The organism is Laceyella sediminis, assembly GCF_003003125.1.
Taxonomy (GTDB): Bacteria; Bacillota; Bacilli; order Thermoactinomycetales; family Thermoactinomycetaceae; genus Laceyella; species Laceyella tengchongensis.
In genome coordinates this window covers 80,662-95,222 of sequence record NZ_PVTZ01000002.1, presented here as the reverse complement: position 1 = coordinate 95,222, position 14,561 = coordinate 80,662, and the positions used below count along the sequence as shown (strand labels likewise).

Here is a 14,561-nt window from a genome sequence, read left to right as displayed (position 1 = left end):
AGTTTAGCTGGGGAAATAAGGCGATTTCTAGTTTTTTTGGATGCCCGATGAATGTATTCTCATTTTTTGATACTATTAAGCAATGCAGGAGTTTAATAGATTGAGAGACTAATAATAAGAGAAAAATATGTGTTCCTGGGGTGAGTTTCGTGATTGAAATGCATGATGTGTGGAAGGTTTATCCCAATGGCGTAGAAGCTCTCCGCGGCATCGATGTGCGCATCGACTACGGCGAGTTTGTCTATATTGTGGGGCCGAGTGGCGCGGGGAAGAGTAGCTTCATCAAACTAATGTACAGGGAAGAGAAGCCGACACACGGCGTCGTATTGATCAACGGCGTCAATGTCAAAAGGGTTCGCGACTGGAAGATTCCCCATGTCCGCCGCAAAATCGGCGTCGTCTTCCAAGACTTTAAGTTGTTGCCGCACATGACGGCATTCGAGAATGTCGCGTTTGCGATGGAAGCAATTGAAATGCCACGCCGTAAGATCAAACCGCGTGTGGAGGAAGTGCTGGAGTTGGTAGGATTGTCCGACCGGATGCACGCTTTGCCGTCGCAATTGTCCGGCGGTGAGCAACAACGGGTGGCGATTGCCCGGGCGATCGTCAACAACCCCAGCTTCATCATCGCGGACGAGCCCACGGGTAACTTGGACCCGGAGAACTCCTGGGATATCATGTACCTGCTCGAAGAGATTAACCAACGCGGCACAACCATTGTGATGGCGACGCACAACAAAGAGATCGTGAACACGATGAGACAACGCGTCATCGCTATCGAGCAAGGGGTTATCGTGCGTGATGAGTTGGGAGGTGAATACGGTTATGAAGATTGAGACTTTATTTCGCCACATGCGGGAAGCTTACAGGGGCGTGAAACGGAACACCTGGATGAGCTTTGCCGCGATCAGCGCCGTGGCGGTGACGTTGTTCATCTTCGGTATCTTCTTGATTTTTGCTTTTAACGTGCGTTACATGGTGGCAGAGTTGAACAAACAATTGGTGATTCGCGCTTCTCTGGAAGAATCGATCACCAATCAGGGACAAGAAGAGCTGTTGAAGCAGGTCCGAGGGATCAGTGGTGTGAAAACGGCGAAGCTTGTGCCCAAAGAAGAGGGATTGAGACGGTTCAAGGCCGACTGGGGTGATGATGATGCCGAGAAGCTGTTTGAAGGCTTCGACAAGGACAACCCATTGCCGGACGTCATTGAAATCGAACCGCAAAATCCTGACACCATTAAACAGATTGAAGAGAAGGTGAAAGGGCTCCGGGGGGTAGCAGAAACCACTTCCGGTGACCAAGTGACGGACAAGCTGGTCAGCCTGTCCAGTTTCACTCGTAACATTGTGTTGGTATTCGGTCTGGGTTTGGCGGTGTTGGCAGCATTCTTGATTTCAAACACAATTAAGCTGACGATCATCGCCCGGAAGCGTGAAATCGAGATTCAGCGTTTGGTGGGAGCCAGCAACTGGTTCATCCGTTGGCCGTTCTTTATCGAAGGGGCGTTTATCGGGATCGTTGGCGCGATTGTACCTACCGTGATCGTGTTGACCTTGTACCAAGTAGCTTACACCACCTTGGGCGCAGGGGAAGCCTCTTCCGTCTTGAAAATGATGCCGCTGTTGTCGCTGGGGACATATGTGGCATTGAGCATCTTTGCGCTGGGCGCGGCGATTGGAACCACGGGAAGCTTGATCTCTGTTCGTCGTTTCTTGCGGGTCTGACCGTCAGTGGGACGATCGGGCGTAAGGAGGAGAAACGTGAAACGGAAAATCCTAGTCGGAACCTTGCTTGTGGCACTCGTTTTTTCTTTAATGCCCCAGGGAATCGGTTTGGCGAATCCCACTTCCTCAAGCATTGAACAGCGTAGACAAGACATCAAGAAAAATGACAAGGAGATCCAGAAATTAGAGAAAAAGAAGCAGTTGGCCAAGCAAGACGAACAGGCGATTTTGGCTGAAATCGACGCGAAAGAGAAAGAACTTAACCGGCTGGAGCATCGAGTGTATGAGACCGAAGAACGGATCAAAGAAGGCCAGCGACAGCTAGACGAGATTGAACAATTGATGAATCAGAAACGGCAATCCTATCAAAATCGCCTACGTACCGTCTATTTGCAGGGAAACATGTTTTATCTGCAGATGTTGTTGAAGTCCGCATCATTCGGCGATTTTCTGGAGCGGATTGACATGATCACGATGATCAACCGCTCCGATCGCCAATTGCTGGACAAGTACAATCAAGAGCGGCGCAGACGGGCCCAAGTCCAAGCCGCATTGAATCGAGAGCATAAACGGCTGGAAGTGCAGAATCAAGAAGTCAAACAGTCGTATGATGAATTGCTAGCTCGAATGGATGAACATAAGGAATTGATTGCATCGATCGATTCCAGCTTGCAAGAGTTGGAAGAGAAAAACCAAGCGGCCAAACGCGAGTTGAATCGTTTGGTGGCCGATGCTGAACGCCAGGCCAAAAAGCGTGAACAGCGACAATACGTGTCGGCCAACACGCACGCCAAAGATGGCCTGTTGTGGCCAGTTCGCGGGGGAGTCCTCACTTCTCCTTTTGGCCCGCGTTATCATCCCATTCGTCATACAACCCGCATGCATGAGGGCATTGACATCGGGGCCGCGATGGGCACCCCGATCATGGCTGCGGCACCTGGCGAGGTGATTGCGGCCCGCCCTTCCAACGGTTATGGATACATTGTGGTGATTTACCACGGCAACGGACTGTCCACGCTGTATGCGCACATGTACGCAAGCACTGTCAAAGTGCGAGTGGGCGATCAGGTGAAGCAAGGGCAAGAAATTGCGGCTGTGGGCAGCAATGGCTGGTCGACCGGCCCGCACTTGCATTTTGAAGTGCATGAGCATAGCAACCCTGTCGATCCAATGAAGTACTTCCGCTAAAGGGAGAGCGACAAAGGAAGGGAGCATCGGACATGATACGATCTTTGGGTATCGGTCTCCTGGCGGCGGCCGCCTTGATTCTCCAATCTTGGCCTTCCGGGGTCTGGGCGGAAGGCACCACGTCAGACACGAACAAGCTGAAACAGATTCAAAAAGAAAAGCAGCAAGCGGAGAAAAAAGTGGATGTCGCCCAATCGGAATTAAGTGCGGCCAAAGAGAAAGTGGACCAAATCGAAAAGGAAATCGGCTCAATTGACGACCAGATAGCGAAACACAAAGCGGATCTTCAGAAGAGCCAGCGGGAATTGAAGCAAAAGCAGGAAAAGTTCAACACGGTTGTTGCGCGGATGTACCAGCAGGGCCAATCCCATTACCTTGCATTCATGCTGAACGCAGACAGCTTTAACGATTTCTTGGCCCGGTTCGAGCTGGTGCGCATTGTGCTGAAACGGGAAAAAAACGTGTTGGACGGTTATAAAAAAGCGCAGAGCGACATAGAGAAGCAAATCAAGACCATTGAGCAAAAGAAAAAAGAGAAAGAGCCTTATCTCAAAAAGGCCCAGGCGGAATTGGCCAATTACACCGCCGTGTATAATCAGCACGCATCTAAGCTGAAACAGCTGAAACACGACGAAGCAGTGACCAAAGAAGCGATAGAACGCAAAAACCGCGCTGTCCGCGCGGCCAAGTCATCCGGCACCAGCTACGGCACGGGCAAATTGGCTTGGCCGCAACCGGGTGGCACCGTCACTTCGCCCTTCGGTTATCGGAGTGGGCGCATGCATGAGGGGATCGATATCGGTAACAGCATCGGCTCTCCGATTTTGGCGGCGGACAACGGCGAAGTCGTGCTGACCAAATCCGATCCCGGCGGTTATGGATATTATGTGGTGATCGATCACGGCAACGGATTGAAAACCTTATATGCCCATATGTATCCCAGCACCGTGACCGTCAGTGTGGGTGAACGGGTGCGGAAAGGACAACGGATCGCTTCAGTTGGGAACAATGGCCGTTCCTCTGGACCGCATTTGCATTTTGAAACGCACAAAAACGGCACACCTGTCAATCCGATGAAGTATTATTGACGGGTGAAGAGTGATAAGATAAAGGGTTGGCGGTCGATCTAATGATTCCCACGAGGAATGGTTAGATCGACTTGCCATTTACAGGGCAAATTTGTCCAAACCTTGACGGGGAAATGATCAATAGAGCAAAAATTGAGGGGGGCTACAAACAAATGAGGAAAAAGCTGGTTGCAGTGGCGCTCACGGCTTCTCTCATTGCGACCGCCATGCCGCTACAAGCGGGAGCGGAGATTACGCGGGAGCAAGTGCAACAGCAGCGCGAGAAAAAGGGAGAGTTGTTGGAAAGCAAAAGCAAATATACCGCAGAAATCACTAAATATAAACAAGAAATCGCCAAAATGACGGAGGAAAAGAAAAAGCTGGATGTCAAATTCGCTCCGCAACAAAAACGGTTGAAAGAGGCACAGGATCAGCGGGACAAAGCGTGGGAAGAGTATAAGAAGCTGATCACCCGGCTGTATCAACAAGGCGAAAACCAATACATGGCGATGTTGCTGTCTGCCCGTTCCTTTAACGATTTTCTGCACCGGTTTGAGATCGTGCGCATCATGGCCAAAGCTGATTTTGCAACAGTGGAGAGATACCAGGAACGCCTGAAAATGGTGAAGAAGGAAACAGGCGTATACGATAAGCTGGTCGGCGAGATCCAGAAGAAACAAGATGAGATCAATGCCAAAAACGCTAAACTCTTGGAGTTGATGAAAAAAATCGACAGCAATTTGGAAGCGATTCAGGATTGGGAAGAAGCGAACGAAGATGAGATTTTGCAGATCAACTTGGACGATTGGAAGAACGGGAAGTTGCGCTTCCCATACACCGGGCCGCTCTCCAGACCGACTAACACGAGAAAGACTTCTGGTTTTGGCGGAAGGTTCCACCCGGTGCTAGGGAAGTACAAAAAGCATGAAGGGATCGACTTCGCCGGACCGTTGGGCACGCCGGTGCGAGCGGCGGCCGACGGGGTGGTTGTAGCAAGCCGACCCTCTTCTGGTTATGGTTGGTTGATTACCATATACCACGGACAGTACAATGGCAAACCTTTCTTCACACAATATGCACACAGTTATCCGGGACAAGTCAAAGTACAGTTGGGACAAGAAGTGCATCGTGGAGAACAGATCACTTCTGTCGGAAACAACGGCCGTTCCACGGGTCCCCACTTGCACTTCGAAGTGCGCATCGGTCATGGTGAACGCCCGCCGGCCTATAATCCCGACAATTATATCAGTTATTGATGCAGGCTGTTTTTAAGTGATGGCGATGATGGTTACGAGTTGGTCATTTCGTTTAGGGTGTGTCTGGCAAATCAAGTTGTGTGGGGAAGAAGCGGCGGAAAAACCTTTTCTCGAGGAGCGCCGATGCACAAGTGAAGCGAATGAGAAAAGGTTTTTGGAGCCGCTGGCTTATTCATCAGACACGCCCTAGAAAAGATGGGTTGACACCAAGGGAGGACAGCGCATGAATGCCAAGCGAATAGCCGCCTTGCTTTCGATCGCGTTATTGGCGACGGCGTGCATAGCCCCGCAATCGGCAGATGCGGAAGTGACCCGTGAGGAAGTGCAGAAACAACGGGAGAAGAAGGGGCGCTTGTTACAAGATCAGAGCAAGATGACAGATGAGATGCGACGCCTGGAGAAAGAGATCAATGACCTGAATGATGAGATTAGTCGGCTGTCCAAAAAGTTTGCGCCACAACAGAAGGCGTACTTGAAAGCCAAGCAAGATCTTGAAGTGAAGAAAAGGGAGTACCACAAATTGATCCGCCGCATGTATGAACGAGGAGAGAACCAGTACATGTCGATTCTGTTGTCCTCAGACTCGTTCAATGACTTCTTGCATCGGTTTGGTATGGTGCGAATCTTGGTAAAGTCCGATTTTGCGAAAGTGATGAAATACAAAGAGGCCTATGAAGTGGCGAAAGAAGCAAACAAAGAGTACTTGGCGCTTGTGAATCAAATTGAGGACAAGCAAAATCAGATGAAAAGCAAATTAAAGCAGTTGACCGAAGCGACCAAGAAGATCAACGGGGATTTAAAGGCGATTCATGATTGGGAAGATGCCAATCAGGACGCAATCCTGGAGATCAACTTGGACGATTGGAAGAACGGGAAGTTGCGCTTCCCATATACCGGGCCGCTCTCCAAACCGACTCCAGGGCCCAAGACATCCAATTACGGCATGCGCCTGCATCCAGTGCTCCACTATTACCGCTTCCACGCCGGGGTAGATTTTGGCGGCGGGTTCGGCAAGCCCATCTATGCGCCAGCGGATGGAGTGGTGGTGTCCAGCCGTCCGTCTTCCGGTTATGGTTGGCTAATAACCATCTATCACGGCCAGTACAATGGCAAACCTTTCTTCACACAATATGCACACAGTAGACCGAGCCAAGTGAAAGTGGAGCCGGGCCAAGAAGTGCATCGGGGGGATCAAATTTCTTCGATTGGGGACTATGGGATTGGCAGCGGGCCGCACTTGCACTTTGAGGTTCGCATCGGTTATGGTGAGCGCCCCCCGACTTATAACCCATTGAATTATATGCGGTAGTGCAAAGCACGATTGGACGACTAATTTGTTAATGTGTATCATAGATTGGAGAGTGTACAAGTTTCTCCTTCGGGCGAGTGGCCAAAAGGTGGTGTATCCGTGGTATTTAAAGGAAAAACCGTAGCGATTATCGCAATTGTCGCGGTGATATTCAGCAGTCTCGGCACAGCCCTGATTGTGGGCGAGGGTGGCCTGATCGACCAGTGGGAAGCGGGAACGCTACTCTCCGGCAATTTTTCGCAAGATGCGTCGTTTGAAGAGCATGTGGATAAGCTGCGTCAAGCGTACAGTGCGATCAAAGGGAATTATGTCCATGAGATCAACGATCAGAAGCTGATCGATGGAGCGATTCAGGGGATGGTCAGTTCATTGGGTGACCCCTACTCATCATACATGACCCCCCAACAATCCAGTCAATTTAAAGAAGACTTGCAGTCTTCGTTTACCGGCATCGGTGCCGAAGTGTCCATGAAAAACGGCCGTTTGACCATTATTTCTCCGATTAAGGGATCTCCTGCTGAAAAAGCGGGCATCCGGCCGAATGACCAGGTGCTGAAAGTGAACGGAATCAGCCTAGAGGGCATGGATGTGAATACGGCTGTGAGCAAAATTCGCGGCCCCAAAGGAAGCAAGGCCAAGCTGGAAATTGTTCGGCCAGGCGTGAAGGAAGTACTTCACATCACCATTATCAGGGATGAGATCTCCCTGCAAACAGTTGAGGCGACGATGTTGCCAGACAAAATCGGACGCATAACCGTCTCCCAGTTTTCCGAGAACACAGCCAAGGATTTTGCCAACGGCTTGAAGAAGCTGGAAGGGGAAGGCATGAAGGGGCTTGTCATCGATGTGCGTGGCAATCCCGGTGGTTTGTTGCCCGTTGTGCTGGAAATGTGCGATCAGTTGGTTCCAGGCAAAAAAACGGTGATGATGACGGAAGACAAAAACGGCAAACGCGAGAAGTACACGTCCAAATTGGATGAAGCGAAGCCGTATCCTATCACGGTTCTGATTGACAAAGGCAGTGCGAGCGCCTCCGAAATCCTTGCTGCCGCATTGCAAGAATCGGGCGGGTATCCGTTGGTGGGCGAAACCACGTTCGGCAAAGGAACCGTCCAGACGACGAGAGATTTCCATGATGGCAGCAACATTAAGCTGACCATTGCCAAATGGTTGACACCGAAGGGCAATTGGGTGCATCAACAAGGCGGCACCAAAGGGATCAAACCAGATGTGAAGGTCCCATTGCCCGCTTACATGCATGTGACGCCGTTCCATGTGGAGAAGCCGCTTGGCCGTGATCAGAACTCTACGGAAATCAAAAGCATGCAAACCATCCTGGATGCGCTCGGTTACAACCCCGGCCGTCAAGATGGTTATTTTGACGAACGAACCGAACAGTCGCTTAAAATGTTCCAGAAAACCAAAGGGCTTCCGCAGACAGGCAATCTCGACCAAACAACCGCCGAGGCAGTGCAAGCCGCTTTCATTGACTTTGTGAGCGATCCAAAAAACGATGTCCAGTTGCAAGTGGCTGTCGAATTGTTAAAGAAAAAAGCGAAATAAAGGATTTGCAATGAAATTGTAGAAGTAACCCCAGATATTACCAGTTTGGGGTTACTTTTTATTTTGGAGGAATGCTTGTGGATGCAGTCTGGTCTTCGGTTTGGCAATGGACAAGTGCGTGGGGGCAGTTGGTGATCCATCCGGGGAGTTGGCTGGCGCTGATCTTTTTGGCGATGCATACGGCGGGGCTAGCGCGGTATGAGCGCAAACGGTTTGCGACCCGCTTGACGCCGCCTTTTCCCCTAGCGCTAAGGGCATGGGGGATGGGGCTGGTATTGGGCGCAGGGGTTTCTCTCTGCTCGTTATGGGGCCAATGGGTGATCCGTCCTGCCGATCTCGCCTGGATTTGGGGCTGTACCGCGCTACTTGCCATCATGCGCGCCAGGTGGGCGTGTATCGCCTATTCGGCGGGCTTGGTCGCTTTGTTACAATGCGGGGTGACCATTGCACCGGTCGCGGAATTGCCTGTGGCATGGCAACCTTACGTGCGCAGTTTGCTGGAAGTGCGTGTGTTGGATTGGCTTTGGATCGCCTGCCTGGCGCATCTGGCTGAATGGCTGTTGATTCGGCTGGATGGCAGCCAAGGGGCCCGACCCGTCTTGGTGAAAGGAAAGCCCGCACTTCAATTTCACAGGATTTGGCCGTTTCCGTTGGTGTTGGGGTTTGCGCCCGTTCCCCTGTTGCTCGGTTTTGGTTGCCTTAATTATGACAAGCCGTTGGAGCGGGAAAAGCGGTTGGCCTCAACAATGACGTTGGGCTATACCTTGATTTTGGCAGGGCTGATCACTCTGGCGGAAGTGTGGCCGATGGGGGTGTGGGCGGCAGCGGCCTTTTCCATCGCAGGGCATGAAGGGATCGCCATATGGAACCGCCTCCGTGTAAAGCGGCTTAGACCTTATTATGTTTCAGATGGCAACGGGATCAAGGTTATTGCCGTGATGCCGGGAAGCCCGGCCCAACAGATGGGTATTAAGCCGGGGGACGTGGTACATCGTGTCAACGGCAAAAGCGTCCCTACCATGGCCGCACTTTTGCAAGTGACAGAGAAAGCGGCTTTTTGCAAGCTGGAAGTGTTGGACGAGCAGGACGACCGGCATATTATGCAAAAAGCCCTGTATGAGGATGACCCGCGTCATCTGGGGATCATCGGTTCATCCGGCGCTGGGCTGAGCATACCGCAAACGACAGCGACACGGCCAGGGGCGACAGCGTTGCAATGACCGTATATCACAAACGCTAAAGTGGCAAGATTGCCGTGGCTTTGTCCCAGGCCGGCGGAACTGCTTCCAGCGACAGCGGAACGAAAGGAAACCATCGGTTCCGGGCCATATTGCCAATCCGCATAAGAACCTCTGATGAGCGAGGTTCTTATTTTATGTGTTTCAGGCAATGCTGGAGATACACAAAAGTGACATAAAGCGAGAAAGGAACGGATGTTCCCCGGTCGAAATGGTTTATGGTATAATACCCTTTAAGTGAGAAAAGAGGTGAATGCGAGGATGGAGAAGAGATTTCAACTGGTTTCAGAGTTTCAACCGCAAGGTGACCAGCCACAAGCGATACAAAAGCTGGTGCAGGGGATTGAACAGGGTGAGCGCTATCAAACATTGTTGGGGGCCACCGGAACGGGAAAGACATTCACCATCGCCCAAACCATCAACCGAGTGAACAAACCGACGCTGGTGATCGCGCATAATAAAACCTTGGCGGCGCAATTGTGCGGGGAGTTAAAGGAGTTTTTCCCCCACAACGCCGTCGAGTATTTTGTGAGTTATTATGACTATTATCAACCGGAGGCCTATATCCCGGCCACCGATACGTATATTGAAAAGGATGCTTCCATCAACGATGAGATCGACAAGTTACGCCACTCGGCCACGAGCGCGTTGTTTGAGCGTTCCGATGTGATCATCGTGTCCAGTGTTTCTTGTATCTACGGTTTGGGTTCGCCGACCGAATACAAGGAAATGGTGTTGTCGCTTCGGGTGGGGATGGAAAAAGAGCGAAATGAAGTATTGCGTAAGCTGGTCGATATCCAATACGAACGGAATGACATCAATTTCACGCGCGGCACGTTCCGCGTGCGCGGCGACGTAGTTGAAATCTTTCCAGCCTCTCGCAGTGAACAGGCGGTACGGGTCGAATTTTTTGGAGACGAGATTGAACGGATTCGCGAAATCGATGTGCTGACGGGAGAGATCCTCGGCGATCGGGAGCATGTCGCCATTTTCCCGGCTTCCCACTATGTGACGAGACAAGCTCAATTGGAGCGGGCTCTCACTTCGATTGAGGCTGAATTGGAAGAGCGGCTAAAAGAGTTGCGGGATGCGGGCAAGCTGCTGGAAGCCCAGCGCCTTGAGCAACGGACGCGTTATGATATGGAAATGATTCGTGAAGTTGGTTTTTGTTCCGGGATTGAAAACTATTCGCGACACCTCGTGGGGAAACAACCAGGGGAAGCTCCTTACACCTTATTGGATTTTTTTCCTGATGATTACCTGATCATCGTAGACGAATCACATGTGACTATCCCACAGATCAACGGAATGTACAATGGGGACCAAGCGCGCAAAAACATGTTGGTGGAGCACGGATTCCGATTGCCGTCGGCGAAGGATAACCGCCCGCTCAAGTTTGCCGAGTTTGAAGAGAAAATCAACCAGATCGTATTTGTTTCGGCGACTCCAGGGCCGTATGAATTGGAAAAATGCCCCACGGTGGTCGAACAGATCATCCGTCCGACCGGTTTGCTAGACCCTGTGATTCACATTCATCCGATTCAGGGGCAAATCGACCACCTGATCGGAGAGATCAACAAGCGAATTGCCGAAGACGAGCGGGTATTGGTAACCACCTTGACCAAGAAGATGGCAGAGGACTTGACCGATTATCTCAAAGAAATTGGGATCAAGGTGCGTTATTTACATTCAGACATCAAGACGATTGAGCGGATGCAAATTCTGCGCGATTTGCGTTTGGGTGAATTTGATGTGCTGATCGGGATCAACCTGTTAAGAGAAGGGTTGGATCTGCCAGAAGTCTCGTTGGTCGCCATTTTGGACGCCGATAAAGAAGGGTTCCTGCGCTCAGAACGCTCCCTGATTCAGACGATCGGCCGGGCGGCGCGAAATGCCAGAGGGGAAGTGATCATGTATGCTGATAAGATCACAGACTCCATGCGGCGAGCGATAGAGGAAACCGAACGCCGGCGCGAGATTCAGATGAAGTACAACGAGGAACACAACATTACGCCGCAGACGATTCGGAAAAAGGTGCATGATGTCATTGAAGCGACCAAAGTGGCTGAAGACCAAGCAGAATACAAAGTGGACAAGGAAATGAAGAAATTGTCCAAGGGTGAGCGATTGAAGCTGATCGAGCAGATGGAGAAAGAGATGAAGCAAGCTGCCAAGGAGCTCAATTTCGAACGAGCGGCCGAATTGCGCGACCTCATCTTGGAGCTTAAAGCGGAGGGTTAAGTGATTATGGCACAAGAAAATATTGTGATTCGCGGAGCGCGGGTTCACAACTTAAAAAACATAAATATCACCATTCCGCGAGACAAGTTCGTGGTGGTGACGGGACTGAGCGGATCGGGCAAATCGTCGCTCGCTTTTGACACCATCTACGCCGAGGGGCAACGGCGGTATGTGGAATCGTTGTCCGCGTATGCCCGACAATTCTTAGGGCAGATGGACAAACCCGATGTGGATGCGATTGAAGGTTTATCCCCCGCCATTTCGATCGACCAAAAAACGACCAGCCGCAATCCGCGTTCTACCGTGGGTACCGTGACCGAGATTTACGATTACCTGCGCCTGCTGTTTGCTCGGGTCGGCCATGCGCACTGTCCTGAGCACGGCATCCGCATCACCTCGCAAACGGTGCCGCAGATGGCTGACCGCATCATGGCCTTGCCAGAGCGGACGCGGATTCAGATCATGGCACCGCTGGTAAAAGGGCGCAAAGGAGAACATGTCAAGTTATTGGAGGATGTTGCCCGCCAAGGTTATGTGCGGGTGCGGGTCGACGGGGAGATTCGCGATCTGTCCGAAGAGATTCGGTTGGAGAAGAATAAAAAGCATACGATTGAAGTGGTTGTCGACCGGGTGGTGGTAAAGGAGGGGGTGCAGGCGCGTTTGACCGACTCCTTGGAAACTGCCCTTTCCTTGAGCGGAGGCGAAGTGCTGATCGACGTGATTGACGGAGAAGAGCTGTTGTTTAGCCAAAACCTCGCCTGCCCAGAATGCGGTTTTAGCATTGATGAACTGTCACCGCGGATGTTTTCCTTTAACAGCCCGTTCGGCGCCTGCCCGACTTGTGATGGGCTGGGGTCGCGCATGGAGATCGATCCCGATTTGGTCATCCCCAATCCGCAGCTGTCGTTGGCCGAAGGGGCGATCGAGCCTTGGTCTTCGGGAACGAGCAGTTATTATCCACAGTTATTGGAAGCCGCTTGCCGCCACTTCGGCATTGATATGAAGATTCCGTTTGCGGAGTTGGACAAAAGGGACAAAGCGATTATCCTGCATGGATCGAAAGAGCGTTTTCCTTTCAAATACACGAATGAAAACGGCTTTACCCGAGAATCGCAAGCGCTGTTTGAGGGAATCATCCCCCATCTGAACCGTCGTTACCGAGAGACCAGCTCTGAGCTCATGCGCGAACACCTAGAAAACTACATGAGCAACAAACCTTGCCCAACGTGCAAAGGGGCGCGGCTCAAAAAAGAGATTCTCAGTGTGACCGTTGGCGGCAAAAACATCGACTATGTGACCAATCTGTCAATCAAGGAAGCCCATGAGTTTTTTGCAACACTGGAATTGTCGGAGAAAGAGATGCAGATCGCCCGCCAAGTGTTGAAAGAAATCAAGGAGCGGTTGGGATTCCTCGTCAATGTCGGCTTGGATTACCTGTCATTGAGCCGCTCGGCGGGAACCTTGTCCGGAGGGGAAGCCCAACGGATTCGCCTGGCGACGCAAATCGGTTCCAGCTTGATGGGTGTTCTGTACATCTTGGATGAGCCGAGCATCGGCTTGCACCAACGCGATAACAACCGTCTCATTTCAACGCTTAAGAAAATGCGCGATCTTGGCAACACGCTGATCGTGGTGGAGCATGATGAGGATACCATGCTAGCTTGTGACTACATCATTGACATCGGGCCAGGTGCCGGAGCACATGGCGGGCGTGTGGTGTCGGCCGGAACGCCTGCCGAGGTGATGGCTGATGAAAATTCATTAACCGGGCGGTACCTCAGTGGGCGCAACTTTATTCCCGTGCCGGAACAACGAACCAAGCCGGGCGACAAGTGGATCACCATCAAAGGGGCCAAAGAAAACAACCTGAAAAACATCGACGTCAAGTTTCCGTTGGGCGTGTTCACTTGTGTGACTGGGGTGTCCGGCTCCGGCAAGAGTACGCTGGTTAATGAGATTTTGCTTAAGGCGGTGGCGCGCGAGGTGAACAAAGCCAAAGCGGTGCCAGGCAAACACCGCAAAATCGAAGGTATCGAACACATCGACAAAGTGATTAACATCGACCAGTCACCCATTGGTCGGACGCCGCGTAGTAACCCGGCTACCTATACCGGTGTGTTTGACGATATCCGTGAAGTGTTCGCTTCAACCCAAGAAGCCAAAGTGCGTGGTTACCAGAAGGGACGCTTCAGCTTTAACGTCAAGGGCGGTCGGTGCGAAGCGTGCCGCGGGGATGGCATCATCAAGATTGAGATGCACTTCCTGCCCGATGTCTATGTGCCTTGTGAAGAGTGCAAAGGCAAACGCTACAATCGCGATACCCTGGAGATCAAGTACAAAGGCAAAAACATTTCTGATGTGTTGGAGATGACGGTGGAAGAAGCGCTCGACTTTTTCCAAAACATCCCACGCATTAAGCGTAAAATCCAAACCCTGTACGACGTCGGCCTTAGTTACATGAAGTTGGGCCAACCAGCAACCACCTTGTCGGGTGGGGAAGCGCAACGCGTGAAGTTGGCTTCGGAGCTGTACAAACGGAGCACTGGGCGAACATTATACATTTTGGACGAGCCGACGACTGGCCTCCACATTGACGATATCGCTCGTTTGTTAAAAGTGCTTGGCCGGTTGACTGCAAACGGGGACACGGTGGTCGTCATTGAACACAACCTAGATGTGATTAAAACAGCGGACTACTTAATCGACTTGGGGCCTGAAGGTGGCACCGGCGGTGGAACGATTGTAGCCAAAGGCACTCCTGAGGAAGTGGTTCAAGTGAAGGGCTCCTATACAGGCCAATTTTTGGCACCAGTGATGGAACGGGACAAAGCGCGGATGGCCAAACGATTGGCCGCACAGGAGCAACCGACTCCGGCGACGACGTGACTCAAGCACGGATGGCATACGTTTCCGCTTATTTCCGGCATAGAGCGATGTAGGACAAAGCATGCTAGAAAGTAGGCAAGACGTCTTT

10 protein-coding genes are annotated in these 14,561 nt (G+C 51.5%); all 10 read left to right on the top strand.

Annotation, left to right across the window (positions count from 1 at the left end; all coding sequences use genetic code 11):
* Nucleotides 1-149: 149 nt before the first annotated feature.
* The 10 genes from ftsE to uvrA all read left to right on the top strand — a co-directional run bounded on the left by ftsE (nt 150) and on the right by uvrA (nt 14,473).
* The gene (ftsE, locus tag CLV36_RS03215; RefSeq protein ID WP_022737502.1) at nt 150-836 is read left to right on the top strand and encodes a cell division ATP-binding protein FtsE; all 687 of its coding nucleotides are present in this window, start codon (nt 150-152) and stop codon (nt 834-836) included.
* Complete coding sequence (gene ftsX / locus CLV36_RS03210) at nt 826-1,725, top strand: permease-like cell division protein FtsX (RefSeq protein WP_022737503.1); 900 nt, start codon at nt 826-828, stop codon at nt 1,723-1,725. Before ftsE ends, ftsX begins: the two co-directional genes overlap by 11 nt.
* A 36-nt stretch (nt 1,726-1,761) precedes the next feature.
* Nucleotides 1,762-2,913 carry a murein hydrolase activator EnvC family protein gene (locus CLV36_RS03205; protein ID WP_022737504.1) on the top strand — a complete coding sequence of 384 codons (1,152 nt, stop codon included), beginning with the start codon at nt 1,762-1,764 and terminating at the stop codon, nt 2,911-2,913.
* Nucleotides 2,914-2,945: 32 nt separating this feature from the next.
* Nucleotides 2,946-4,001, top strand: a complete 1,056-nt coding sequence (locus CLV36_RS03200; protein ID WP_022737505.1) for a murein hydrolase activator EnvC family protein — start codon at nt 2,946-2,948, stop codon at nt 3,999-4,001.
* Nucleotides 4,002-4,153: 152 nt separating this feature from the next.
* On the top strand, nt 4,154-5,236 hold the full coding sequence (locus CLV36_RS03195; protein WP_022737506.1) for a peptidoglycan DD-metalloendopeptidase family protein: 1,083 nt from the start codon (nt 4,154-4,156) through the stop codon (nt 5,234-5,236).
* A 223-nt stretch (nt 5,237-5,459) separates the two neighbouring features.
* A complete protein-coding gene (locus tag CLV36_RS03190) occupies nt 5,460-6,545 on the top strand; it encodes a murein hydrolase activator EnvC family protein (RefSeq protein ID WP_106341738.1) in 1,086 nt (361 codons plus the stop codon).
* A gap of 99 nt (nt 6,546-6,644) precedes the next feature.
* Nucleotides 6,645-8,108 carry a S41 family peptidase gene (locus CLV36_RS03185; RefSeq protein ID WP_022737509.1) on the top strand — a complete coding sequence of 488 codons (1,464 nt, stop codon included), beginning with the start codon at nt 6,645-6,647 and terminating at the stop codon, nt 8,106-8,108.
* Between the two features lie 77 nt (nt 8,109-8,185).
* Nucleotides 8,186-9,328 carry a PDZ domain-containing protein gene (locus tag CLV36_RS03180; RefSeq protein WP_181352802.1) on the top strand — a complete coding sequence of 381 codons (1,143 nt, stop codon included), beginning with the start codon at nt 8,186-8,188 and terminating at the stop codon, nt 9,326-9,328.
* Nucleotides 9,329-9,607: 279 nt separating this feature from the next.
* On the top strand, nt 9,608-11,587 hold the full coding sequence (uvrB, locus tag CLV36_RS03175) for an excinuclease ABC subunit UvrB (RefSeq protein ID WP_022737512.1): 1,980 nt from the start codon (nt 9,608-9,610) through the stop codon (nt 11,585-11,587).
* Between the two features lie 6 nt (nt 11,588-11,593).
* On the top strand, nt 11,594-14,473 hold the full coding sequence (uvrA, locus tag CLV36_RS03170; protein ID WP_106341889.1) for an excinuclease ABC subunit UvrA: 2,880 nt from the start codon (nt 11,594-11,596) through the stop codon (nt 14,471-14,473).
* The last annotated feature ends 88 nt before the right edge of the window (nt 14,474-14,561 follow it).

Excerpts from the sequence above, each read along its gene's own strand:
- ftsX (WP_022737503.1), top strand. The coding sequence starts at position 826 with ATGAAGATTGAGACTTTATTTCGCCACATGCGGGAAGCTTACAGGGGC.
- CLV36_RS03200 (WP_022737505.1), top strand. The coding sequence starts at position 2,946 with ATGATACGATCTTTGGGTATCGGTCTCCTGGCGGCGGCCGCCTTGATT.
- CLV36_RS03195 (WP_022737506.1), top strand. The coding sequence starts at position 4,154 with ATGAGGAAAAAGCTGGTTGCAGTGGCGCTCACGGCTTCTCTCATTGCG.
- CLV36_RS03190 (WP_106341738.1), top strand. The coding sequence starts at position 5,460 with ATGAATGCCAAGCGAATAGCCGCCTTGCTTTCGATCGCGTTATTGGCG.
- uvrB (WP_022737512.1), top strand. The coding sequence starts at position 9,608 with ATGGAGAAGAGATTTCAACTGGTTTCAGAGTTTCAACCGCAAGGTGAC.
- uvrA (WP_106341889.1), top strand. The coding sequence starts at position 11,594 with ATGGCACAAGAAAATATTGTGATTCGCGGAGCGCGGGTTCACAACTTA.